The sequence below is a fragment of the Spirosoma horti genome (assembly GCF_054776595.1).
In genome coordinates this window covers 225415-251452 of record NZ_BAAHBQ010000009.1, presented here as the reverse complement: position 1 = coordinate 251452, position 26038 = coordinate 225415, and the positions used below count along the sequence as shown (strand labels likewise).

General features: G+C 50.1%; 20 protein-coding genes. 11 read left to right on the top strand and 9 right to left on the bottom strand.

The features are described from left to right. Complete coding sequence (gene leuS / locus ACYVAM_RS26495) at positions 1-2868, top strand: leucine--tRNA ligase (RefSeq protein ID WP_461072759.1); 2868 nt, start codon at positions 1-3, stop codon at positions 2866-2868. 281 nt (positions 2869-3149) lie between these two features. Here the strand turns inward: leuS and ACYVAM_RS26490 are convergent, their stop codons facing one another. Beyond that, positions 3150-4166, bottom strand: a complete 1017-nt coding sequence (locus tag ACYVAM_RS26490; protein ID WP_461072757.1) for an LLM class flavin-dependent oxidoreductase — start codon at positions 4164-4166, stop codon at positions 3150-3152. Positions 4167-4317: 151 nt separating this feature from the next. On the opposite strand from ACYVAM_RS26490, the gene ACYVAM_RS26485 reads away from it, so the two are divergent. Beyond that, a complete protein-coding gene (locus ACYVAM_RS26485) occupies positions 4318-5181 on the top strand; it encodes a glycerophosphodiester phosphodiesterase family protein (RefSeq protein WP_461072755.1) in 864 nt (287 codons plus the stop codon). A 20-nt stretch (positions 5182-5201) separates the two neighbouring features. Then, positions 5202-5594 carry a ribosomal maturation YjgA family protein gene (locus ACYVAM_RS26480; RefSeq protein ID WP_461072753.1) on the top strand — a complete coding sequence of 131 codons (393 nt, stop codon included), beginning with the start codon at positions 5202-5204 and terminating at the stop codon, positions 5592-5594. Between the two features lie 160 nt (positions 5595-5754). Here the strand turns inward: ACYVAM_RS26480 and ACYVAM_RS26475 are convergent, their stop codons facing one another. The 4 genes from ACYVAM_RS26475 to ACYVAM_RS26460 form a co-directional block, all read right to left on the bottom strand. Beyond that, complete coding sequence (locus ACYVAM_RS26475; RefSeq protein ID WP_461072751.1) at positions 5755-6399, bottom strand: NAD(P)-dependent oxidoreductase; 645 nt, start codon at positions 6397-6399, stop codon at positions 5755-5757. Between the two features lie 67 nt (positions 6400-6466). Then, the gene (locus ACYVAM_RS26470) at positions 6467-6874 is read right to left on the bottom strand and encodes an RrF2 family transcriptional regulator (RefSeq protein WP_461072749.1); all 408 of its coding nucleotides are present in this window, start codon (positions 6872-6874) and stop codon (positions 6467-6469) included. Between the two features lie 75 nt (positions 6875-6949). Next, complete coding sequence (locus tag ACYVAM_RS26465; RefSeq protein ID WP_461072747.1) at positions 6950-8548, bottom strand: GNAT family N-acetyltransferase; 1599 nt, start codon at positions 8546-8548, stop codon at positions 6950-6952. 68 nt (positions 8549-8616) lie between these two features. Next, positions 8617-9642, bottom strand: coding sequence for a threonine aldolase family protein (locus ACYVAM_RS26460; protein WP_461072745.1), 1026 nt, complete (start codon positions 9640-9642; stop codon positions 8617-8619). Positions 9643-9880: 238 nt separating this feature from the next. On the opposite strand from ACYVAM_RS26460, the gene ACYVAM_RS26455 reads away from it, so the two are divergent. The 3 genes from ACYVAM_RS26455 to ACYVAM_RS26445 all read left to right on the top strand — a co-directional run bounded on the left by ACYVAM_RS26455 (position 9881) and on the right by ACYVAM_RS26445 (position 12183). Further along, complete coding sequence (locus ACYVAM_RS26455) at positions 9881-10843, top strand: OmpA family protein (protein WP_461072743.1); 963 nt, start codon at positions 9881-9883, stop codon at positions 10841-10843. A 76-nt stretch (positions 10844-10919) separates the two neighbouring features. After that, positions 10920-11414: a hypothetical protein gene (locus tag ACYVAM_RS26450; RefSeq protein WP_461072740.1), complete on the top strand. Its 495-nt coding sequence runs from the start codon at positions 10920-10922 to the stop codon at positions 11412-11414. Between the two features lie 85 nt (positions 11415-11499). Next, positions 11500-12183 (top strand): hypothetical protein, encoded by a 684-nt coding sequence (locus ACYVAM_RS26445; RefSeq protein ID WP_461072738.1) that lies wholly within the window; start codon positions 11500-11502, stop codon positions 12181-12183. Positions 12184-12257: 74 nt separating this feature from the next. Here ACYVAM_RS26445 and ACYVAM_RS26440 read toward each other — a convergent pair whose 3' ends face one another. The 3 genes from ACYVAM_RS26440 to ACYVAM_RS26430 all read right to left on the bottom strand — a co-directional run bounded on the left by ACYVAM_RS26440 (position 12258) and on the right by ACYVAM_RS26430 (position 17883). Next, the gene (locus ACYVAM_RS26440; protein WP_461072736.1) at positions 12258-12989 is read right to left on the bottom strand and encodes an endonuclease III domain-containing protein; all 732 of its coding nucleotides are present in this window, start codon (positions 12987-12989) and stop codon (positions 12258-12260) included. 231 nt (positions 12990-13220) lie between these two features. Then, entirely contained in the window at positions 13221-13610 is a 390-nt protein-coding gene (locus ACYVAM_RS26435) for a LytR/AlgR family response regulator transcription factor (RefSeq protein WP_461072734.1), read from the bottom strand. A gap of 250 nt (positions 13611-13860) precedes the next feature. Continuing rightward, entirely contained in the window at positions 13861-17883 is a 4023-nt protein-coding gene (locus tag ACYVAM_RS26430; RefSeq protein ID WP_461072732.1) for a hybrid sensor histidine kinase/response regulator, read from the bottom strand. Between the two features lie 157 nt (positions 17884-18040). Between ACYVAM_RS26430 and ACYVAM_RS26425 the strand changes: the two genes are divergently transcribed. The 5 genes from ACYVAM_RS26425 to ACYVAM_RS26405 all read left to right on the top strand — a co-directional run bounded on the left by ACYVAM_RS26425 (position 18041) and on the right by ACYVAM_RS26405 (position 22954). Beyond that, on the top strand, positions 18041-18484 hold the full coding sequence (locus ACYVAM_RS26425) for an SRPBCC family protein (protein ID WP_461072730.1): 444 nt from the start codon (positions 18041-18043) through the stop codon (positions 18482-18484). A 211-nt stretch (positions 18485-18695) separates the two neighbouring features. Next, positions 18696-19943: a dicarboxylate/amino acid:cation symporter gene (locus ACYVAM_RS26420; protein ID WP_460935091.1), complete on the top strand. Its 1248-nt coding sequence runs from the start codon at positions 18696-18698 to the stop codon at positions 19941-19943. Between the two features lie 94 nt (positions 19944-20037). Next, positions 20038-20475 (top strand): chromate transporter, encoded by a 438-nt coding sequence (locus tag ACYVAM_RS26415; RefSeq protein ID WP_461072728.1) that lies wholly within the window; start codon positions 20038-20040, stop codon positions 20473-20475. Positions 20476-20647: 172 nt separating this feature from the next. Then, positions 20648-21562: an ABC transporter ATP-binding protein gene (locus ACYVAM_RS26410; protein ID WP_461072726.1), complete on the top strand. Its 915-nt coding sequence runs from the start codon at positions 20648-20650 to the stop codon at positions 21560-21562. A 69-nt stretch (positions 21563-21631) separates the two neighbouring features. Next, entirely contained in the window at positions 21632-22954 is a 1323-nt protein-coding gene (locus ACYVAM_RS26405; RefSeq protein WP_461072724.1) for an ABC transporter permease, read from the top strand. 88 nt (positions 22955-23042) lie between these two features. On the opposite strand, the gene ACYVAM_RS26400 is transcribed toward ACYVAM_RS26405, so the two are convergent. After that, entirely contained in the window at positions 23043-25979 is a 2937-nt protein-coding gene (locus tag ACYVAM_RS26400) for a hypothetical protein (RefSeq protein ID WP_461072722.1), read from the bottom strand. Between the last annotated feature and the right edge of the window lie 59 nt (positions 25980-26038).

Sequence of the window (26038 nt, the reverse complement as noted above, 5' to 3'; positions counted from 1 at the left end):
ATGGCTGACTATAACCACCGCGAAACCGAACAGAAATGGCAACGGTTTTGGGACGAGCATCACACCTACAAACCCGCCGAAACGACTGACCGCCCTAAGTACTACGTCCTCGATATGTTTCCCTACCCGTCAGGGGCGGGGCTGCACGTCGGTCATCCGCTGGGCTACATCGCTTCGGACATCGTGTCGCGCTACAAACGGCTGAAAGGCTATAATGTGCTGCACCCGATGGGCTTCGACTCGTTTGGGCTGCCCGCCGAGCAGTATGCGATTCAAACGGGTCAGCACCCGGCCGTAACGACCGAAGCCAACCTGACACGCTACATCGAGCAGTTGAAAAATATTGGTTTCAGCTACGACTGGAGCCGCGAAGTCCGCACGTCCGACCCATCGTATTACAAGTGGACGCAGTGGATCTTCATGGAGTTGTTTCGCTCCTGGTACAACAAAGAAACCGACAAAGCCGAGCCGATTGAGACGCTATTTGCCAAATTCTCGGCCAATGGCACCCAGGGCGTTCAGGCGGTTTGCGATGACAATGTGTCGTCCTTTACGGCCGAGGAGTGGAATGCCCTGTCGGAAACGGAACAATACGCGATCTCGCTCAAGTATCGCCTGACGTACCTCGCCGATGCCGTCGTGAACTGGTGCCCGGCCCTGGGCACGGTGCTGGCCAACGACGAGGTGAAGGACGGTGTCTCGGAACGGGGCGGCTATCCCGTCGAGCAAAAACTGATGCGGCAGTGGATGATGCGCATCACCGCCTATGCCGACCGCCTGCTGACGGGCCTGGACACCATCGACTGGACGGAATCGCTGAAAGAACAACAGCGGAACTGGATCGGAAAAAGCGTCGGCGCCAGTGTCCGGTTTCCGGTTGATCGTTTGTTGTCGGATGACTCACAAACGACAAACGACAAACCACAAACTGCGAACTACATCGAAGTCTTCACCACCCGCGTCGACACGATCTACGGGGTTACGTTTATGGTTCTGGCCCCTGAGCACGAGCTTGTTGCGACGCTAACAACGCCCGAGCAAAAGGGAGCCGTAGACGCCTATATCAACGCAGCTAAACTTCGTTCGGAGCGCGACCGGATGGCCGATACGAAAGCCGTTTCGGGTGTGTTTACGGGTAGCTTCTGCATCAATCCATTCAACGAAGAGAAGGTGCCGATCTTCCTGGCCGACTATGTGCTGGCGGGTTATGGCACCGGGGCCGTTATGGCCGTGCCGTCGGGCGATCAGCGTGACTGGAACTTTGCGACTCATTTCGGCTTGCCGATCGTGCCCATTCTGGATGGCCAGAAGGACATTGATAAGCAGGCGGACAACACCAAGGAAGGCCATTACATCAACTCGGGTATGGTCAATGGTATGACCTACAAAGAAGCGACCGCCACGCTCATTGCCTGGCTGGAAGAACGCGGACTGGGCCGGGGTAAAGTCAACTTCCGGATGCGTGATGCCGTATTTAGCCGTCAGCGGTACTGGGGCGAACCCGTTCCGGTTTATTTTAAAGAGGAGGGTACATCGGGCCGTTTGCCGTACTTAATTGATGAAAGCGACCTACCGCTGGAGTTGCCAGCCGTCGATAAATACCTTCCAACCGAAACCGGCGAACCACCGCTGGGCCGGGCTGAAAACTGGAAATACAAAGGGCAATACGAGTATGAGTTAAGCACCATGCCCGGTTGGGCGGGCTCGTCCTGGTACTGGTATCGGTACATGGATCCGCAGAATGCCAACGAGTTTGCGTCCAGAGAAGCCATCGACTATTGGCAGAACGTGGACCTATACATTGGCGGTACCGAACACGCAACAGGGCACCTGTTGTACAGCCGTTTCTGGAATAAATTCCTGAAAGACCGGGGTTATGTGCCGCAGGAAGAGCCCTTTAAAAAGCTCATCAATCAGGGCATGATTCAGGGACGAAGCAATTTCGTATATCGCATGACTGGGACGGGAAGAGAAGGTAAACCCGCTACATTTTTGTCGCTGAACCAGATAAATGGTCATGAAGTGACACCTCTTCACGTCGATGTTAATATCGTTGAAAACGATGTGCTGGACATTGATGCATTCAAAAAGGCCCGTCCGGATTTGGCGGAAAACGCCGAGTTTATCACTGAGCCAGATGGGCGTTATATCGTTGGAGCCGAAGTTGAAAAGATGTCGAAGTCGAAGTTCAACGTCGTTAATCCCGACATGATCGTGGAAAAATACGGGGCTGATGTACTTCGTCTGTACGAAATGTTTCTTGGGCCGCTCGAACAGGCCAAGCCCTGGAACACGAACGGCATTGATGGCGTGTATCGGTTCATTCGCAAATTCTGGCGGTTGTTTTATAAAGATAGTGCCGAAGGGTCGAGCCAGTGGATCGTAACCAATGAGCAGCCAACGCCCGCCGAATTGAAAGTCTTACACAAGACGATCAAAAAGACGGAGGATGACATTGAACTATATTCGTTCAACACCTCGGTGAGTTCATTTATGATCTGCGTCAATGAACTGGCTACACTGAACTGCCACAAGCGGGCCATTTTGCAGGACTTGGTCTTGTTGCTGTCGCCGTACGCGCCCCACATTACCGAAGAACTCTGGGCTGCCTTGGGCAATGAAGCTGGTTCGCTATCACAGGCTGAATTTCCTAAGTTCAATCCGAATTACCTGATCGAGGACGCCTTCGACTACCCCATTCAGATCAACGGGAAAGTCCGCACCACGATCAGTTTTGCCATCGACCGCGCCCCCAACGAAATTGAGCGGGAAGTGCTTGCCGACGAAATTGTGCAGAAATGGATGGAAGGTAAAACACCAAAGAAAGTGGTGGTGGTGCCCAAGCGGATTGTGAACGTGGTGCTTTAAACGTTGTTTTGCGCCATTTTACCCCGCCCCAACCCCTACCCTTGAATAAAGGGTAGGGGCTTAGCCTAGTCACTTTTAGCCCGGCTCCGGCCGACCGTCTCTCCTGTTTTCAGGGGAGACGGTCGGGGTGGGGTAAAATGCCGAAGTATTTATGACCACCTACATAGAACCTCGCTAGTCGGATTCTTAAATCTGACTTCACGCTACATGGTAAAAGCAGGATGGGGACACTTTTCTCGAAAAGTGTCCCCATCCTGCTTTTATGTAACAACTATAGAAACTTAAACCAGCGTTGGTTCCGATTGCTGAACCGCCAAGGCTTCGCGCACCTGCGCAGTGAGCGTAAGTGAATGCTTGCGCGCTTCATGGTCGAAAATAGGAGCCGAAATAATCAACTCATCGGCTTTGGTCTGAGAAATGATACTGGCCAAGCCGCGCTGGATCGTTTTGGGAGACCCCACAGCTGAGCAACGGAAAACGGAGTCGATACCTGCCAGTTCATAATCGGGCCACGTGTCTTCCAGATTGTCGACGGGTGGCTGCATCTGGCGGGCTTTCCCTCGCCGAATGTACAGGAACTGCTGCTGTACAGAGGTGAACAAGCGCTGGGCTTCCTGATCGGTGTCGGCCGCAATTACGTTGGCTGCTACCATCGCATAAGGGGCCTTCAGGTGCTCGGAAGGTTTAAAATGCGTCCGGTATACCTGCAAGGCTCTTAATAATTCGGCCGGGGCAAAGTGCGAAGCAAACGCGTAGGGCAGACCCAGCATGGCGGCCAGTTGCGCGCCAAACAGGCTGGAACCCAATATCCAGATCGGTACATCTAACCCGTTACCCGGTATAGCCTGAACAAACTGATTGGTGTCGTTGGGCTGAAAATAGTGCTGTAACTCGACTACATCCTGCGGAAACGTATCTGGTCCGTTCATGTCCCGACGCAAAGCCCGCGACGTTGCCTGATCTGAGCCGGGTGCCCGACCCAGGCCCAGGTCGATCCGGCCGGGGTAAAGCGATTCCAGCGTGCCAAACTGTTCGGCAATGAGCAACGGGGAGTGGTTGGGTAACATAATACCACCTGACCCAACCCGAATCGTACGGGTGCCACCGGCTACATAGCCAATAACGACCGACGTGGCTGCGCTGGCAATGCCCGGCATGTTGTGGTGTTCGGCCAGCCAGTAGCGATTATAGCCCAGTTGTTCGGCATGCTGGGCAAGATTCAATGTATTTCGAAGCGCCTGAGTAGCGGTATTGCCCTCGACGATAGGCGATAAATCCAAAACTGAAAAGGGAATCATACGATGATGTATAAATAGTTGCCTTATTTTTGCGGCATAGAAGCAAAAATAGAGCAACCGGGTCCACGTTTTTTTTCTTAACAAACCGGTTTGTCGGAACGGTTCCAGCAGATCGCTCAGATAGCCCGTCATTAATTCATCAACCACCAGAATGACCATCAAATCGCTTATTGTACTTGGCCTGAGCGTTGGCCTGATTACCTGTTCGCCTAGAACATACACGAAAATACCAGCCGGAAAGGGGTATGATTTCTTTAAGTATACGCCCAATCAGTCGGCAAAAATATCCGCTCACCGGGGCGGGGGCGATTTGAAAGGCTATCCCGAAAATTGCATCGAATCGTTTGCGTATCTGGCTAAGAATCTGCCGGTTATTGTTGAATGTGACATCGACCTGACCAAAGATAGCGTGATGGTCATGATGCACGACGCCACCCTCGACCGGACAACGACCGGCACCGGAAAGCTAATCGACCGGAAATATGCGGAGCTTGGGCAGTACCGGCTGGAGGATAACATGGGTAATATAACGCCCTACAAAATTCCGACGCTGGAAGAAGTTTTACGCTGGGGTAAAAATAAGGTTACGTTCACGCTCGATGTGAAACGGAATGTGTCATTCGCTAAAGTGGTCGACATGATTCACAAAACGGGGGCAGGCGATTATGTCGCCGTTATTACGTACAACGCTCAGGATGCGGCTAAACTCAACAAGCTCGACCCGAACTTGATGATATCGGTCACCATTCGGAATCGGGCCGAATACGATCGTCTTCGCGAGTTGGGTGTTCCCGATAACCGGATGGTCGCCTTTGTTGGGGTCAAAGAACCCGATGCCGATCTGTACAAATTTTTGCACGACAAGGGCATCGCCTGTATTCTGGGCACGTTGGGTAATCTGGACAAACAGGCCGCTGCGAAAGGGGATCAGGTGTACAAAACGTTTGCCCAAAACGGGGCTGATATCATGTCTACGGATCGCCCGTTCGAGATAGCGAAGGTGTTGTACAAATAAGGTCCATTATTGAATAAGAAATGCAAGCCATTAAGCGTAACCGAGTCCTATATACTCTTTTGGTGCTCGTAACGATACTGCTTGGGCTGGCGTCAAGGCGTTTTTTTGATGAGTTTCTTTTTGTCCGTGCGTATGTTGGAGACGGACTCTGGGCGTTGATGGTGTTTTTGGGTTTCGCCCTCGTTTTCAATCGCTGGTCCGTTCGCTCTGTCGCGTTGGCTGCCTTGCTGTTCTCCTTTGGCATTGAACTGAGTCAGTTATATCATGCGCCCTGGATAGACAATCTGCGGTCTACCCGCCTTGGTGGTCTGGTGCTTGGCTTCAGTTTTGTGTGGAGTGATCTAATATGTTATAGTGTTGGCATTGCCGTTGGCGTCCTGCTGGACACGCGACTACACCACACTAAGTCATAAAATTTATTAACCACAGAGGCACAAAGAACACCGAGGGCTCGCGTTACGGAAACTAAACGGCGAAGAAACCTCTGTGTTTTTTGTGCCTCTGTGGTTAAAATTTAATCTTGAATGGCCTATTCGAATCTGTTCAGCTCATTTTGAGAAGCTGAACAGCTCCTTAATAACCCAACGTAAACCGCTTTTGAATAAACTGTGGTTTCTCGATCTCATCCAATACGGCCACGGCTAGATCGGTAACCGAAATGGTCGATTCTCCCTTTTCGTCGAAAACGGGTTGCTCGGTACCTAGCCGGAACTTTCCCGTACGCTCGCCGGGAGCCAGGTTAATGGCGGGGCTCAAGAATGTCCAGTCGAGGGTTGTGTTTTTGCGTAGCACGTTGAGGTAATCACGGGCGGCTGTTGCTCCCGCTTTCCAATCGGCCGGAAACTGGGGTGTGTCGACTAATTGAACACCCGGAGCGGCTTCCAGACTACCGGCTCCACCAATGACTAATAAGCGTTTAACGCCCGCAGCTTCGGTGCCTTTCTCAATTGTCTCTGAGCCGTTCAGGAAATCATCATATAGGTTTGGGTTTGCCCAGCCAGCATTGAAGGCGCTTAGCACGGCATCATGACCCGCCACCAGTTGGGCAACCGTACCGGCATCCTGAATATCTCCTTGCTTAACCGTGAGGTTAGGGTGCGTTACCGTAATTTTTTCAGGATGGCGAACGATAGCCGTAACGACATGGCCACGATTGAGGGATTCTTCGACAAGGGCTGAACCGACAAAACCAGAGGCACCAATGATTGCAAGTTTCATACTGTGTGATTTGTTTACGTGAAAAATATAGTGTAATGAAAAATGTTACAGTTTTGGGTAAAAAAAATTAGTCAAATCGACTGGTAAATTCGTCGAGTGTTGTATCGCCTAATTTCTGGATAAGGACCTGTTCTGCTTCCAGATACAAGTCATCCAGGTGGCGATTAATCTGTTTGCCAACGGGGCAGGCAGGATTAGGGCTGTTTCGGGCCGTCCCCAGAAAAGGTCCTTGATGTGTTGACCTAAAAACGTCAGACAGGCGAATCGACTGCGGTGATTTAGCCAGCATACTTCCGCCATTCTTACCCTCACGGCTGGTTACCAGCCCATTCTTGCGAAGGTTGCTTATTTCCTTGCGAACGAGCACCGGATTGATGTTGATACTGCCCGCAATGTATTCCGACGTGAGCCATTCGCCGTTGGCCTTAGCTAACAGCGTTAAAATGTGCATCGATATGGCAAACCGTCCGTTCATTAGTGTAATATTTAATGTTACAGTTTATGGTTAAAAAAGATTCCCGGTTAACCGGGAATCTTTTTTAACTGGCCATCAATTAGCTACCACAACAATAGGGGCCACCTGTTCGGGGTCGTTATCGGGCGATGCTTTTTTCTGCTTCAGCGCCTTCTTCGCAGCTTTTTTCAACACTACGTCGTATAAATCCGTCCGCCGATCTTTTAACACCTGAACAGAACCGTGTTCGTGTAATTCCTTCAGCAAGCTCAAATCAACGTCGGCAATAAGTACCATTTCGGTGTTGGTCGTTGCTTCCGCCTTCACCGCATTCGTTGGGAACTGGAAGTCGGATGGTGTAAATACGGCCGATTGTGCGTAGTTGATATCCATGTTCTGCACACGAGGCAGGTTGCCCACGCAACCCGAAATGGCAACATAACATTCGTTTTCGATGGCTCGTGCCTGCGCACAATGGCGTACACGCGAGTAGCCGTTCTGCGTATCGGTCAGGAATGGTACAAACAGAATCTGCATACCCTGTTGAGCCAGAATCCGGCCCAGTTCAGGAAACTCCACATCGTAACAGATCAGCATGCCAATCTTGCCGCAGTCGGTGTCGAATGCCCGGATTTCGTAGCCACCCACCATGCCATAATGCCGCACCTCATTGGGCGTAATATGGATTTTTCGGTACTCTTCATAAGAGCCATCGCGTCGGCAGAGGTAGGCTACGTTGTAGAGCTTTCCATCTTCATCGACGAGTGGCATGCTGCCACCCACAATGTTGACGTTGTAGGAAATGGCGAACTGACAAAGCTTCTCCCGAACGGCTTCCGTAAAGTCGGCCAACTTTCGAATCGCGACCGGCTCCGGCAGGTCATTGAAGTCGGCCATCAGGGGCGTATTGAAAAATTCGGGCAACACCATAAAGTCAGCCCGGTAATCGCTGACGGCATTGGCGAAAAACTCGACCTGCTCCAGAAAGGCATTGAGGTTTTTAAACAACCGCATCTGCCACTGAATCACGCCCAGCCGGATAATGGAGTCGGTATGGGGGCGTTTATCTTTTTCGGCAACGTAATAAATATTGATCCATTCCAGCAGCGTAGCATATTCTTTTGATTCAGTATCGCCGGGCAGATAACCGCGCAAGACTTTCCGAACGTGGAAATCGTTGGAAAGCTGAAAGGTCAGCGTCGGGTCATAAATCTCCTTCTGCTTCACCTTGGCGATGTATTCGCGGGGCGACAGGTCGTGAGCGAATTTATTGTAGTTAGGAATGCGCCCCCCCGCCAGAATGCCTTTCAGGTTAAGCGTTTCGCACACTTCCTTGCGGGCGTCGTAGAGCCGCCGACCCAACCGCAGATCGCGGAAATCGGGATGCACGAACACCTCGATGCCATACATGTAATCACCTTCGTCGTTGTGGGTTTTAAACGTATAACCTCCCGTAATTTCCGCGTAGGTATGGTTGTCGCCAAACTGGTCGTATTTCACCCGAATCGACAGTGCACAGGCGACTACCTTGCCATCGACTTCGACGCAAAACTGGCCCTCGGGGAAAATAGTGAGTAGTTTATTGATCTTACTTTTCTCCCAGTAGTCACCACCAATTCCACTATATACTTCAATCATGGCCTCTTTGAGATCATGATAGTCTTCTTTTTGCAAAGGTCTGGTTTGTATATGCATATGTGATTTTCTGAGCCGGAATTTTTATGATTTCGCTACTGGACGTTGCTGAAAAGCGTAGGGGTAAATCAGGAAAAATCGCGGCTCAATATTAATTCCATCTCGGATACCATCTCATCCGTAAAATCTAAATGCGTAACAAACCGCACTAAATGTTTTCCAAAAGTGATGCTGCGAATTCCTTTTGTTTCTAAAGAAGCAACATAGTCGGTGGCTAATATGGTTTCGGGAAGTCGGAAAATGACAATATTCGTGTCGATGGGCAGGATTTCGTCAACTTCGGGCAAGCGTTCGAGCATCGCCCCAATTTTTCGGGCCCGGGAGTGGTCCTGCTTCAGACGGTCGATGTGATGGTCGAGGGCATAAATGCCGGCAGCTGCCAGAAATCCGGCCTGTCGCCAGCCGCCACCCATCAGCTTCCGGAAGCGCCGGGCCTGCCGGATAAAATCGGCCTTGCCGAGCAGGAGCGAACCCACCGGACAGCCCAGACCTTTCGACAAACAGATACTGATGGAGTCGAAAAGTTGACCATAGGCCCCCGTTGGTTCACCTGTCTCGATTAACGCATTGAAAAGTCTTGCCCCATCCAGGTGCAGAATCAAGCCGTTTTCATCGCAAACTTTGCGAATGGCTGCAATTTCGGGAACGGTATAGTAGCAACCGCCACCTTTATTTACGGTGTTTTCGAGGACCACTAACCGGGAAATAGGTTTGTGAGCGTCGGCTGGATTATAGATATACTCGCGAATCAGTTCAGGAGTAATCTTGCCGCGCTGGCCATGAATCAGGCTAACCGATGCCAGCGCATTGACTGAAATACCACCCCCTTCGTACTGGTAAACGTGCGACAGGTAATCGCAGATGACATCATCGCCGGGGCGGGTGTGCGTACGAATAGCGAGTTGGTTGGTCATCGTTCCCGACGCACAGAAAAGGGCCGCTTCCATACCGAACAAAGCAGCCACTTTAACTTCGAGCGCATTCACGGTTGGGTCGTCGCCGAGCACATCGTCTCCGAGAGGAGCGGAAAACATAGCCTCGCGCATGGCGGGCGTGGGTTGTGTAACGGTATCGCTACGAAGGTCGATAAGCATTTGTTTCGTAATCAGGTTGTATGAAAGAGCAAGTTAAGAACAGGCAAAGTTACAGCAGAAACATTTTTGCCGTCTTGATACTAGTTAAACAACTAGTTGGTTAAGAATCAGGAGTAAGAAAATTTGCCTGGTTTGCTTTTGAGTCACATACCACTATTTTTGAGCAACCTTTTTCACTTAAGGCCGTCTCAACGCAATATGCCAACTCTGGTGTGTATACTAACTTCTGGCCTTGCCTATGTTAACGAATAAAACTCCCTGGGTCATCCTGCTGGTGTTATGGATGATTGGTTCCACTTGGTGGCACGTTTGTAAAATAAAGCAGCTTTGCGGAAATGATCCTGCGCCCGTAGAAACAGCGGCTGATTCTGAACTGTATATGACACCAGCCGGTGCTGATGGATTTACCATTGCTGATGGCAATCTCTTCCGACTCAATTTGCCGGGTAATTTTAGCTTCGCAAAGTCGGGAGCCAATGCCAACATGAATTCATTGGGCGGATCGCTGGAGACGATGGTTGCGTATCTGAAAGCGAATCCCGGCCGTACGCTTCAGATCATTGGTTATTATACATCCGGCGAAACCAATACGACCACGTTCCCGAACCTGGGACTGGCTCGTGCGGAAGGATTCAAACAATACCTGGTGCAACAGGGCATTCCGGCATCATCGCTGACGACAAAAGGAGTTGAGCGGAATCTGCCTTTGACGGCTAAAGGGGACTCGGTGCTGGGCGGCCTCGACTTTGCGTTCTTGGGGGCGAATCCTGCACCTGCCGATACGACTGACACGACCACGCCCGTGGTGATAAATGAACCAATTACCGAAAAAGAGTTGGCCGAGTCGCAAAAGTTTACGTCCGTGTTGAAGCCAATAGACTTGTACTTTCCGTTGGGGGAGGCTAACTACATCAAAACGGGCGAAACCAAAAAGTTTTTTGAGGAAGCGACAAAATACCTGACAGAGCATAAAGACAAAAAACTTCTCTTGACAGGTCATACCGACAACTCCGGCCCCGATGATGTGAACTTACGTCTCTCACGTGACCGCGCTAATCAGGTAAAGGCAAAATTGCTAAGATCAGGTATCAACTCCGATCAGGTCGCTGTTGAGGCTAAAGGTGAAGCACAGCCCAAAGCCGATAACAGGACTATTTCGGGCCGAAAAGCCAATCGACGGGTTACCGTTGTGATTGAGTAAAATTTTTCAAACCGTTTTTGTTTGCGCGCAGGTCTTTGCCGACCTGGTAAACTTTAAGCGATAAACGCATACCTATATGTTTGATATGAATCCCCTCAACTTACCCGATGCTCAACTACAGCAAATGATTATGCTGATAGTGGCTGGCGTGTTGGGTTTTATTATTGGCTATGTCTCCCGGCAGCAGACAATCCATCAACTGGAAGCTGACCTGGCCAGTACAGAACGAGCGGTGGAGGACTGTTATCAAAAGCCAGCCGTCCTCGTTAGTGATACAGACGATGAAGAAACCATCGTGCTGAACCGTATTCGGGCAAGGGCTAATGAAATTGATCTTACCCGAATTGGGTTTGTGGCACCCGCCCATGCCGATGATCTGAAGGTCATTGTTGGCATCGGTCCATTTCTCGAGAAAAAACTGCATGCCCTTGGTATTTATACTTTCCGGCAGATTGCGAATTTTAATGCGGAAGACATTGATCAGATAAATGATCTCATTGAGTTCTTCCCCGGCCGAATCGAACGCGACAACTGGGTCGGCCAGGCCGCTGAATTGGCTAAAAATAACTAACCTACCGGGTCATTCTGCTGGTTTCTCTTGATTCCCTGACTGGGTATGATGAAATGAGCAAAAGACCTTAAACCAAAATTCTATTATGTTTGGATTAGATCCTTTAAATCAAACGGTGGCGTTCACCGAGATCGTACTCTTACTGGCACTTGCTGCGTTCGTTGGCTGGTTACTCGGCCGTTTGGTGCGCTCCGGTCGGGTTAGCTCCCTGCGGAAGTCAATTCTGGATAAAGAAGCCGAATTAGCTGATTGCCGCCAATCAAAAACAGGGGGGCGTTCTACCCAGGTCGTTGCGCCCCACGCTTCCAGCGTGGCCGTTCCACCGCCCTTTGTTCATGCTGATCCTCTGCTGCCTGCCTTCTCAAACGACGATACACCAGAATTGATCGATGAAGAGGTAGGATCAGGCTATACTACCTCCGTAACATCCCCTATCATACCCATACTGCCAGTCGGTGCTGGCGTTCCTGATAATTCAGAAGCCGCCGTGCTTAGCCGAATAGCGGCTCGCGCTGGTGAAGTGAATTTCGACCGGATTGGTCGGGCTGTAGCTACCGAAGCCGACGACTTGAAAGACATTGTGGGCGTAGGTCCATTTCTGGAGCGAAAGCTGCATAGTCTGGGCATTTATACGTTCCGGCAGATCGCGAATTTTACTAATGAAGATATTGACAAAGTAAACGAGTTGATCGAGTTTTTTCCCGGCCGTATTGAACGGGACAACTGGGTCGAGCAGGCAAAAAAGTTTTACGAACTAAAGGCGCGGTAGTTTCTTTATCGTAAAGGAAAACAAGGCCCCGTCAATTCACGTTGACGGGGCCTTGTTTTATCTGAACAGATTAATTAGACATCAGTAGGTTTCTTTTTCCGGACGGGTGTGCTGCTGAGTGTAGCTGATCTGCCCGACTGATAAAAGTCGCACATTGGCTGTAAAACGCACGCATGGCATTTGGGGTCGTACCAGGTGCACACGCGCTGTCCATGCCAGTAAAAATGCTTGTGAAAGTTGAACAACGTCAAGGCATCCTGGGGCAGATAACCCAGTAGGATCGTATGGGCTTTTTCGGCGCTTACCTTAGGGCCGATAAGGCCGAGTCGTTGGGTGACGCGATGAACGTGCGTGTCTACCGGCAGTAGTGGTTTATGGAACATAAACAGTAGAACGATAGTCGCCGTTTTCAGTCCGATACCCGGCAGGCCTGTCAGCCAGGTCATGGCTTCTTCAGTCGATAGGTCACCCAGAAAATCAATATTGGCAACTCCTCTTTCCCGAAAGAGATGGCTAAGCAAATTCTGAATATATGGGGCTTTTACTTCGGGATAATTCGCCGTTTTTATAGCGTCGATCAGGTCAGGAAGGGGTGCATCACGCACTTGCTCCCAGGTCGGGAACCGTTCCCGCATGGTGCGATACGCCATTACTTCATTTGCATGAGTTGTGCGGTGCGATAAAATAGTGCCGATTAATTCATGCATGGGATCGGCATACCCTTTGATGGCCTGTATGCCGTATTCCTGATTCAAACGCTCATGGGCGTCGAGGGTTTTGAAGGCTAATGAAGAACTGACTTGCATACAGAAACAAACCGGGCTTAGGGTCATGCGTATGCTAGGTCAACCCTATATGAACGAGAATGTTTTTTGGCTCTTAATGTCAGCCTCATCCAGCCACAGCAAACAAAAGCCACTTTCGGGAAGCCATCTACTTGCGTAAATGACTTCCCGAAAGTGGCTCTAACAGCTATTTATCCTCAAGTAAATCTGCCGATCAATCAACAGATGAAGACGAATCGGATAACTATCCGTCTAATTCAGGTTTGGGCGGTTGTTAGCCAACTGCCGTCTGACTAAACTCCAGCGACGGCGTGAAACGGGCAGAACTTCACCTGTTGTCAGATGAACCAGACCACCTGTGTCTGTTCGTTCAAGCCGTTCCACAAAGCGCCGGTTAACAACACAGTTACGGTGGAGACGTATAAATAATTCGGTGGGTAGTTGCGGAGAGTAGTATTTTAGGGTGCGCGGCATGAGCATCCTCCGGCCATCGGCCCAGTTCAGCCAGCTATAATTCGCAACAGCCTGGAGGTAGACCAGGTCAGCTACAGAGAAAGACTGACGCCCTGTTTCACGTAAGTAAAGCTTTAATGGAGGCCACTCTACAGGGGTAGACCGGTTAGAAAAGGAAAAGGTTGACATGGACATAAGCGAGAGTAATGCTTTCAGACACTATGGATTAGAAGTAACTGATGCAATACTAAAACTCCTGAATGCCTAACCCTTGCTCATTCGTAACACTGACTATGAAATTTGTAACATCACAAATGAAAGCTTTCTTTTATAATTTTATGAGCTACCAAAAGGCCCCATTTCTATAGTTTAAGGAATCTAACGGCTGAAAATAATAACAAAATCTAATTTAAAGATACGTAACGGTTGTCCTCTCCGCTTACCGCACAATTTCCTGCCGATGTTGTTCGACGTATTCTGATGGGGTCATCAGGTAGTGATCTTTAAACACTTTTGAGAAGTAAGCCGGGGTGTCAAACCCTACACGATCGGCAACTTCAGAAATAGAAACGCCTGTCAGCAGGAGCTCGGCGGCACGCTTCAACCGGACTACCCGAATGAGTTCGTTCGGGGTTAAACCAGTCATGGCTTTTACCTTCCGGTTCAGATGCATGCGGCTCATACCAATGGCCATAGCCAACGGCTCTACGCCAAACGTTGAATCGTCCAGATGACTTTCCAATAAGGTGTATACCCGGTTCATAAAATCATCTTCGGGGGCCTCACTCGCCGTGGGCAGATAGCCCTCGCGCAACAACTGGGTTCGATAGTAGTGGCGAACCTGCTGCTGGTGGGCCATGCGGTTGCGAACCCGCCCGAGTAACTCATTCACCTGGAAAGGCTTGGGTAAATAATCATCGGCTCCAGCCATCAGGCCTTCGATCCGGCTCTCGGCAGAAACTTTGGCTGTCAACAGCAGAATGGGAATATGGCTGGTGACGGGATTGTTTTTTAATTCGCGACACAGCTCATAACCATTGAGTTCGGGCATGAGTACATCACTGATAATGAGGTCCGGTCCATTCGCAATAGCCGCTTCAACACCGGCCCTTCCGTTATTGACTCGTTTCACCGACCACTCCATCTGCAAAGTCGTGACGATGAATTCCGCAATATCATCATCATCCTCGACTAAAAGTATTTGGGGTGATTTTTCAACTTTAAGGCTTTGATTACCAGTTAATTGTTCATAGCCAGTGATTGGCTTTTCGTTGTTTAAGGGCGTCGTAACGAGTTCTGCCCGCGCCTGTCGGCAGGGTAACTCGACGGTGAATGTAGTGCCCAGACTGGGCGTACTTTCTACCGAAACGGTGCCATGCATCATTTCAACGAGTTCTTTCACCAGCGCCAGGCCAATCCCCGAGCCGCCTACCGAGCGTTCGGTCATGGGGTCGGCCTGGTAAAAGCGATTGAAGATATGAGGCAGTTGGTGTTCCGGAATGCCCGCGCCTGTATTATAAACAACCAGCCGAATGAGATCGGTATTCGCCGAAGTCGCCAGAGTTGGATCGATCGGCATCACGTGCGTTGAGACGTTGATGACCCCGTGGTCGTCCGTAAATTTCAGCGCGTTTGACAACAGGTTGGTAATGATCTTTTCAATTTTGTCCGGATCGAACCAGTAATACGGCTGATTAAAGTGATGCGTTTGTTGCAATTGGATGTGTTTACGCTGTGCTTCGTCGGTAAAGACGGCCACGGTGCGTGTGACGAAATCCGGCAAATCGGCGGGCGTGGGCGTTAGGGTCAGGTTTCCGGCATCTAGTTTAGCCAGGTCAAGTAACTCATTGATTAATCGAAGAAGCCGATTGGCATTTCGATAAATCAGGGACAAACGGTCGTGGTAAGGCGAATCGCTGGAATCATTCAACACCTGTTCCAGCGGGGTAAGAATCAGGGTTAAAGGCGTCCGAAACTCGTGCGTAATGTTGGAGAAAAAGCGAGATTTTATTTCGTCCAGGTGTTTTAACTGAACCGACTCCTGTTCGCGTAATTCCATGCGGCTATTCAGGCGGATACGGTTGATCCGAATGCGCAGGAAGAGAACAATAGCACCGATCAGGAGTAGTACATAAGCCAGATAAGCCCACCAGGTTGCCCAAAGAGGTGGGTCAATAACGATGCGTAACGAGTGCGTATACGGGCTCCAGACACTTGACGTATTGGACGCGTTGACAACAAATGTATAGGTGCTGGGCGGGAGGTTGGTATAAGTAGCCGTTGACTGATTGCCGCTGTAAACCCAGTCTTTATCCAGGCCGATTAGCTTATACCGGTACTGGTTCTTATGGGTTTGGTTAAATTCAAGGGCTGCAAAATCAATAGACAGGAAGTTTTGCTCGTTGGTTAACGTAATTTCTGTCGTTTCATTAATATCCCGGTTTAAGGGAGAACCCGCTGTGGTAGCCGTCACCAACTGATTGTTGATGCGTAAAGCCGTGAGAGCGACTCGCGGCTTTACGGGATCTTCGCTTACTTTTCGGGGATCGAAGGCCGTATAACCGCCTGTCCCGCCAAAGATGAGTCGGCCAGTAGGGAGGGCAACATCGTGAAACTGCTTGAACTCTTCGCCGGGTAACCCATCATCGGCCATGTAGTTTCGGGCTTCGAACGTACGTGTATCAAATCGGCATAGTCCCCGGTTGGTACTGAGCCATAAATGACCGTCGCTCCCCGTTCGAATGGCGTAGATCACATTGTTCGACAGAGCCTGTCCTACGGTAAACCGCTGGATTTTTCCCGTAAGTTTATCCAGTCGACAGAGTCCTTCGCCAAACGTTCCGATCCAGAGATAGTTGTAGTGAAGCGGGTCCTGCGCCAGGCATAGAAGGGCGTCGCCGGGTAGTGTGCCGGCATCGGTGCCACCACTATGCCAGTGAATAAGCCGCTTGAGGGACAGGTCGGCGCGCAACAACCCATGATTCTTCGTGGCCAGATAAACACGCCCACCATCCACCACCATCGCCATAATCTCGTAGGGGTGGCCAGGGGGCAGGGGTAACGGAAAAGCGGTAAAGGTTTCCTGATCTGGATTATGCCGCACAACGGCTTGATTGTGTGGGCCCAATAAACCCCAGAGTTCACCCTGGGCTCCGGTCGATAAGGCACTTAACCGAAACTCGCCATTCGGAAGCCAGCGCGGCTCAATACCCGTTGGCAACACGGGCGCAAACAGCTTTCGGAAGGCGTTGTAGCGATAAGGAGCTATTTGTGGTGCTGTAATCCACAGGTTTTTACGACGGTCGAATTGATACCGCATGCTGGCCGACGATTGCTGCCTGATAACCGGAGGTATGGCCTCCAGTGGCACGCTGAACTGCTGCGTAAGCCAGTCAGTCTGGAAGTTCTGACTGTACGGCCAGGTTTGAAAGGGCCGCTTGTTGAGATCATACTTAATAACGCCGTCCCCGTTTAGGCCAATCCAAAGCACGTTGGTGCGGTCGACTAATAAGGAAACGGCCGAAAATTTTCCCAGCTTGGACACCTGATTGCCGGCCGATCCATCGAGCCCGTTATCGGGGGACGTTAGTAACGGAACCAGGCCATATTTGTCAGTATAGCGACTTTGGTTGATGTAATCGATCCCGCGGTAATCTTTGGTAAAGAGGGGTATAGCCGACGGTGATCCGGGTAGAGAAACAGTTTGCCTCACTTGCCCATTGGCCGGTTCAAATAACGCAAACTGACCGGGGAAGCCCAGCATCAATTCGCCGTTTGCCCGTTCGTGGAGGCTATATACTTCGTTCTGGGGTAATCCCTGCGCGATTCGAAAACCCACAAACTGCCCCGATGCGGGATCAAACCGAAACAGCCCATCTTTAGCGGCAAGCCAAAGTTGATTATATCGGTCGATCAATAGGGCATGAAGCGTCCGCTGAATGGTATCGCCCTGCATGCCCCAGTGGCGGTGCGAAATGGTGCCGTTGGCATTTAACCGGAAAAAGCCGTTTGTCAGCGTGGCTACCCAGACATTGCCTGCATTATCGGGCTGAATGCCAATTAATTGGTCCCGGCCCAGGGCTTTCAAAAAGGCCTGTGAGTTTGAAATACGGTGGCTTTGTTCCGTAACGGGGTCGAACCGATCAATATGATTATTTTCGGTACGCAGCCAGAGTTTGTTCTGTTTATCGTCTTTTATTTCGTATATACTGCTGAAAGATAGCGATTTAGATTGTTGGGGGTTGTGCGTGTAGATGCGGAAGTGAACGCCATCGTACCGGCACAGACCGTCGCGGGTGGCGAGCCAGACGAAGCCATATTGATCCTGAATAAGTGATTTGACAAACCCCTGGGGCAGTCCATTTCGAACCGTAAGGTATTCAGGTTCAGGAGCCGCTTTGGCCAGTACCGACAAACCAAGTAGCCCAACTAAAAAACAGCGAACTACCCATTGCTTACCCATATTCCAACGTAAAAAATGCCCAGCTGGGCTTGTAAAAAAATCAACCAGGCATAAACTATAAAGTCTGGCTGCTGGTCTACTTATTGTTAATATACTCTTTTCTGGTGAAAAGAACCTATTTTCGTCTGCACTTCGCTTCTCCGTTCGTTCGCCTACCATGCATATTGTCCTTAAAACTCAGGTTGAGCAATCACTTCCCGCTGTCTGGGCAGGCTTTGACCGTACCCTTTTCGAGAAACTCAGCCCGCCTTTTCCACCGGTAGACGTTGTTCGGTTTGATGGTTGTCTAAAAGGGGACACGGTTCATTTAAGACTAAATTTTCTGTTCTTTCGCCAGGACTGGATCAGCCATATCATTGATCAGCAAACGAGCCATAACGAAATTTTTTTTGTTGATCAGGGCTTTCAGCTCCCTTTCTTTCTATCCTACTGGCAACACCACCATCGACTTCAACGTTCGGTTGACGATCAAACCATCATTGTTGATGACATTACGTTTAAAACGCCGTTTCGATTAACAGATTATTTATTTTACCCGCTTCTTTGGATACAATTTGCTTATCGTAAACCAATTTATCGGCGGATATTCCGTAGGGCATAAAATTAGACGATAGATTCGATTAGTCCACTGATTTAGTCGCATAATAGCTGATCGAAGCCGAATTTGCAAAAAAGCATGAGGGCTTCGGTTAAGTTTTTGCTTAAATGCCCGCGTTCTGATCAAGGCCAACCGGCCTCCGTTGTACAAACGTACTTTCTCAACTGCCCGGATTCATTTACATTTGTCTAGAACGGTCCTTTACTTACACTGCATGAAACTACCTAATTTAACGACTCGCATTTTTCTGGGCATGGTGCTTGGTATTGCCATCGGTTATTTTTTCCCGGCCACAACGTCTGGTTTTTCGGGTACTGATCTCAATATCCTATCCAAAATATTCCTCCGGCTCATAAAGATGATTATTGGCCCGCTGGTTTTTGCCACACTGGTCGTTGGTATTGCCAAGCTGGGTGATTTTGGAACCGTTGGGCGAATTGGCCTTAAGACATTAGCTTATTTTTATTTTGCCACCATTCTGTCACTGGTGGTTGGTCTTCTGGTGGTTAACATCATGAAGCCAGGCGAAGTGATGAGTATAACCAGACTGCCCGCCAAAGGGACTGACGTCGGGGTAACGGTACAAAAATTTACGCTGGAGACGTTTTTTACACACATTGTGCCAACCAGTTTTATTGAAGCTTTAGCCACAAATGAAATTCTTCAGATTGTCGTCTTCAGCATATTTTTTGGGATTGCCGTGGGGGCCATTGGTGCACAGGGGAAAATCATCATTAAGGCGCTCGATGCCCTGTCTCATGTGATGTTCAAGGTCACTAGCTACGTGATGTCTTTTGCGCCATTTGGGGTTCTGGGGGCCATTGCGGCCATTGTTGCCCAGCAGGGATTGGGTATTCTGGGTGGCTACGCTTATTTGATTCTTTGTTTTTTCGGGGGGCTACTCTTCTTTATTTTCGTGGTGCTGTCGCTCATTTGCCTGGTCGTCGGTATTCCCTATTTTGCCCTGTTAAAAGAAGTTCGTTCAGCTGTCATTCTGTCCTTCAGTACGGCTAGTTCTGAAGCGTCATTTCCTCAGACCATAGAAGCCCTGCGCCGTTTTGGCTGTTCCGAGCGGATTATTTCTTTCGTTCTGCCGCTTGGGTATTCTTTCAACCTCGATGGCTCCATGCTGTACATGACCTTTGCTACGGCGTTTATTGCCCAGGCCTATCACGTACCACTCAGCATCGAACAGCAGATTACGATGATGCTCACGCTGATGATTACCTCCAAAGGAATTGCCGGGGTGCCACGGGCCTCCCTAGTGGTTATTGCCGGAACCATGTCGCTGTTTAACCTGCCCATTGAAGGGCTGGCGCTGCTGCTGGGTATTGATCAGGTGCTGGATATGGGCCGCTCGGCGACGAGTGTGGCCGGTAATGCCGTAGCGACCTGTGTGATTTCAAAATGGGAGGGCGAATTCAGAACTCAACCCATTGAGACGGACGAAGTTGCCGCTTAATAAAACGAAATTGGTCCGTATAGACTGGCCGTTCGCGGGAAGGTGTATATTTAGGCTCTTGTAACCACCATCTTTTCTTATTCTGCATCGTCCTATGGCCCAACCTGCTCTGCTGGAGACCGAATTGGCTCCCTTTTTTACAACGAAAGCTCCCTTTCAATTCCCGTATAATTTTCGGGAGGGATTTGTTAAATACTGGCCTATAGTATCGCTCGTATTTTTGTTACTGGCCTTGCCTGGAATTTTGGCTTTTCTGGGAATCGGAGCTGCCTTTATGCCACTCTCCTATATGGGTGGCGCAGGACTTGGACTCGGCTATACCATAGCGATGGTTATTGCACTGGTTCAGATAGTCCTGGGCTTTATGGCGCTTCCCGGCTTGTTTAACCGGAAGCGGACAGGCTGGGTGCTGAGCTATTACGCCCAGTTATTAAGCATTGTCAGCAGCATTTTTTCTTTCAGTCTGATTGGTATCTTGCTGGGATTGTTATTTCTGATGTTGCTTTTTCAGGTTCGGGACTATTATAACTAATGGATCGATTTACGTATTAATTGGTTTATCGGGCCATGATGGAAACATTGTGGCCTTTTTTATTGCCGCCTGTATAGCCGGTTGACAGTTCATCCGTAAATTGGTTGACGTTATGTGCCAAAAGCTGGTAGTTTGAGCCAATGGAACACGATCACCCATTTCCCTAAACTAGATGAACATACTTGAAACCCACCACATTGTTAAGCAGTACGCTGAACACCGAGCCCTCGATGATGTCAGTTTATCCGTGCCACAAGGGTGTATTTTCGGATTACTTGGTCCCAATGGTGCGGGCAAAACGTCGCTTATTCGAATCATCAATCAAATTACAGCACCCGATTCGGGTGAGGTAATCCTGGCTGGTGAGCGATTGAATCCCAGCCATATCAAGCGAATTGGCTACCTGCCAGAGGAACGGGGCCTTTACAAGAAAATGAAGGTTGGCGAACAACTCCTCTACCTGGCCCAGCTGAAAGGTCTGACGGAAAAGCAGGCCATGGAAAAGTTGAAAATCTGGTTTGTGAAGTTCGATATCAAAACCTGGTGGTCCAAAAATGTCGAGGATCTTTCCAAAGGGATGCAGCAAAAGGTGCAATTTGTGGCAACCGTCATGCACGAGCCCGACCTGATTATTCTGGATGAGCCCTTCTCGGGTTTTGACCCAATCAATGCGAACCTGATTAAAGACGAAATTCTGGAATTGCGCGATAAAGGTAAAACGATCATTTTTTCGACGCACCGTATGGAATCCGTTGAGGAATTGTGTGATAATATCGCCCTGATCAACCGGTCCCATAAGGTGCTCGACGGACCGAAGCGGGCGATCAAAGAGCAATTTAAAACCCATACCTATCACGTTGAATACCAGGGTGAACTGGAGACTTTACCCACTGCCTTTGATGTGCTTAAGACGCAGGCAACCGATGATGGATTTATGCGGGCCGACATCCGGATTCCACCCGATGCTGCCGTTAATGACCTTATTCGTTACCTCCTCGATCGGGTGGCCGTTCGGGCGTTCGGCGAGAATATACCCAGCATGAACGATATTTTTATTCAGGCCGTAGGCGAAGTGCCAACGACCTAGTAGTGGTACCTGAATTTTGTCTTAATCAAGCTACATCTTTGCGCCGACCCAATTGGCCGGTCTACCAGAATGAATACAATTTTCCTCATTATCAAGCGCGAGTACATGGTTCGGGTGCGCAAAAAGTCGTTCATTATTATGACGATTTTGGGCCCATTGCTGATTTTTGGCTTCTATGCCCTTATTGGCTGGGCAGCGGTCAGTTCGATCAACCAGAAAAAAATTGCGGTCGTCGATGAAAGCGGCCGTTTTATCAATCAATTCAAAAATGACGACGAAACCGTCTACGCCTATCCAAAGCAATCGCTGGCAGAGGCTAAGAAAACGTTTGTCAAGCAAGGGTATAATGCCTTGGTGTTTATCCCCAAAAATGTAATTGAGCAACCCAAAACGGTACAGATTTTCTCGGAAAAAAGTGTAAGCCTGTCGTTGCAAAGCAATATTGAGCGAGCCATTTCCAAGGAAATTGAAACCATCAAATTAGAGCAGGCGGGCATTACCCAGAAGGTAATTCAGGACGCAAAAGTGAACGTTGACGCACAAACCATCAGCCTGAATGACGGGGGCGAAAAGAGTAACAATGGCATTGCAACGACCATTATCAGTGGATTTTGTGCGTTGTTGATCTACATCTCCGTCTTGATTTACGGAACCCAGGTCATGCGCGGGGTGATGGAAGAAAAAACCAACCGCATTGTGGAGGTCATTATCTCGTCCGTAAAACCTTTTCAGTTGATGCTGGGCAAAATTATCGGTGTTGCCCTGGTTGGCTTGACTCAGTTTATGCTCTGGATTGTACTGACTGTTGGCCTGATGACGCTTGGTTCCCAACTGATCGGTCAAAAAGAAACAGCGCAATCGGCGGTAACGACCCGTATGAATGGGATGCCGGGCGGACAGGAAGTACAAAGTAAAATGGCAACGGCCAAAAATCCGGTTGCAGATGTGATGGCGGCCATTGGAACTCTTAATATTCCCCTGATTGTCGGCTGTTTTCTATTCTATTTTCTGGGCGGCTATTTGCTGTATAGTGCTCTGTTTGGTGCGGTTGGCGCGGCCGTCGATAACGAGACCGAAACCCAGCAATTTATGTTTCCCATCATGATGCCTATCATTGCTGCTATTGCCTTCGCCCAGATTGCCGTACGGGATCCCGATGGACCGCTGGCCTTCTGGACGTCCATGATTCCGTTTACATCGCCCGTGGTGATGATGGTCCGTATACCGTTTGGTGTACCCGTTTGGGAACTGGCCTTATCCATGGTGTTACTAGTGCTGGGCTTCGTTGGTACCACCTGGTTAGCGGCCCGGATCTACCGCGTCGGTATTCTGATGTATGGTAAAAAAGTATCGTTCCGCGAACTCTCGAAATGGGTGTTTTATAAAGGTTAGGTCTGTTTACGGTTTGTGGTTGGCTGACGCGCCAGTTGCTTTCGCGCCCGCCAACCACAAACCATAAACGTATACCACAAACCGGATACTAAAACCCGATATCTAGCACTAACGGCTGCACCAACCATTGGCCAGTCGTTACGTTATAAATTGTCCGGAAACCAGCCTCGAGCGGGGTGCGTACCCGCAGGGCATTGAACACAAAGGACACGTCGAGGCCGGTTGTCTGGAACGTATGCCGCTGCGTTTCGTATCCGCGTAACCGGCCATTCGTATCCCGCAGTTCGACAAGCGATTGCCCATTGGTAGCGTCATAAAATCCACCGGCTTTGATGCGTTGCACATACAGCCACCGGCCAAATGACCAATGCGTATCAGCTATAGGAAGTCGGTATTCGATACTACCCGCCCTGATTTTATCATCACTGACGTATAACTGCCCGCGGGGAAAAAACACAATTGAACTAAACTGATAGTTGCCCCGTACCTGCTCCTGATACCCCGCCCGGAACCGCAGAGAATGGTGTTTGGCCAATCCCGGGAAAAATGCAGTGGCTTGGACGCCCCACTGTTCAGCGGTTAGTTGGCCACCAAACGGAGTAGTTCGGTAAGTGGCCGAAAGCGTTTGGCCCCAGCGGGGCGCAACATCGCGTTTACTCTGGCGAAGCAGGCGCGAATAGCTAAACCCATAGGTAAGCGCATTCAGCGATCCCGCTGCTCCAACCTCCGTGATGTACCGATAAGGCAGATCATAACCCGTTACGTGCAGATAATTGTAGTAAGCCGACAGGCTAAGGTTCTGGCTGTATTTGGAGTTGGTTAGCTGGAAAGGTAATCGAACGCCCGCCGTCAACTGGTTATACTGCCAGCGGTCGGTACGAAAGCTATCGGCGGGCGCTACCCGGTCAATGTACAGGGATGTACTGCGCGAACCGCGCTGGAAACTAACGTCGATGATCGGATAAAGCCCCTGATAACTCAGTAAGGCAAAGGCGTTACCGGCCCGTTCCGACTGGTTGTAATTGTAACCAACGCTAATTTGCGTTGTACTCAGTAAATCCTGCGAACTCAACCCTACTGCCAGCGCCTGCCCCGTACTACTGAACACGGGCCCCCAGCTGTAAATATTGACGGAGTTGGCCACACGCCTAAATCGTGTAGGTTTGTAGTTGGCCTTGCCCGATAGGGAGTCTGTAAGTGCCAGACGACCCTGTGCCGCACCCGGCTCCAGTTTACTGAGTGGCCCAAAATAGCGGACAGCCTGCTCCCGCACTGGTTCCATAACGGGTTTCCAACGGGCAGGTTCCAGTGGCATGTCATCAATGCGGTAGCCCGTTGCCGAAAAATCTTCGAAAGTAAGGCGCGACCCCGATGGCGACACAGCCGCGTGGTAGGCGGCCAGTGGGCGCGAGGTAACCTGGAACACCTGGCCGGATCGGGTATCTAACGCATAAATATTGTCGATACCTGATCGGGGCGAGTTATAGAACACATACTTGCCCCAGGGCTGCGGGTGGCTGATGTTTTCGTTGGCTCGTGGCAGCAAATCCGTTCGAACGCCAGATTCGCTGTCAATACGTTGAATCGTTTTCTGGCCATTTTTCAGGGCTACTGCCACAATGGTTTTGTTATCCTGCCAGCGCGGGTGCTGATAAAACTCGTTGTCGGGGTTGGGGATGGCTTTTTGAATCTTGCCCGTTTTTGCATCCAGAACAAGCAACCTGATTTTGTAGCGGTCCGTATTTTCGACCACTACTAGCCGGCTGTTATCGGGGGAGAGCGCGGCCACCGTGTAGCGGGCGCGGTGCGTCAGGCGGGTAAGTTTCCCCGATTTTAAGTCTAGTATGCGAATGTTCGAATAAATACGCTGTCCCCAGCGGGGATCATAGCCAAACTCAATCCAGCAGGCTTTGGTGGCCGAGGCAGAAAGCATGTCCGGATCATTGGGAAATCCCTGCACAAAAACCGTTTTTTCGCGTCCCTGTTTATCCAGAATAACTAATCGGGGCGTATCGCCAAGGCCACTCTTCACCGCCAATACGGTCGAATCCGTTAAAAATTGAGGGTGTTGATAATTGGTAAAAACGGGTCGTTTGGAGTCCTGCTTTTCGGCCTTAACGGGAAACGTAGTGGCTGGTGTAATGGTCAGAGCGGCCTGTTGTTTCTGCCAGGTTTCGGTAAGATCATCCATCGTTTTTTGGTAAAGATCCTCCGTTCGTAACTTGGTTTCATCCTTAATGCTAGCCGAGAACGCAAACGGCCAGGGGAACCGACGGTAGTTTCGATTCAGGATGCGGCTCCAGACATCAGGGCCATACGTCCGTTTGAGGTACGTTGTCAGGAAATAGCCCAGCACGTAATGATTGGGCACGTTGTCGCGGTAGGAGCCCCCCACGGCTTTCTGGTAATCGAAGCGTTTTTTAGTTGATTCCAGTAAGTTTGCTCGCATGCCCAGGTCGAAATTGGGTATTCGGCCACGGCCGCTGTTGCTCAGCAGCGTTTCATTACTGACGGCATCGCCTTCGGCAAACCAGTCGGGAACGGTTAGCAGGGGGAGCCCCAGTCCCGTATTACCCAGAAAGGTATAAAGCACGCGGCCGTATCCCTGAAGGGCTTTGTCATTTTGGACGACGTGCCGGTATTCATGAACGGCCAGTAGATCAAGCCAGTCAAGCGTACCCATCAAGCCGGGATCCTGGGGAGCCACGGCAAAAAACTCCGACCGGCGTGGATACAGCGTAACGAAGCCATTGCTGTTTGTTGTCTGATTCTGAAGGAGTACGGAAATTCGGCGGGGCTGTTTCTGTAGGGATGCGCTGGCTGGCTCATACAAACTTTCCAGCCGTTTGGCCGTCCGCTGCGCCGTAGAATCGAAACCCGTTGGGTAAAGCACCCGGAAATGCGGAGTCGACAGGCGATACCAGCGCAAACTGGCCGGGTTCTGACTAAGAATAGGAAGTGTTTGGGCGGTAGCCAGATGACCAGCTAGCAGAAGCAGCGTGCGAAAGAAGTGTCGTTGTAACATGCGAATTCAAGGTACAAGGTTTTAACGAAAAAACGCCCCACATCGTCAATGCAGGGCGT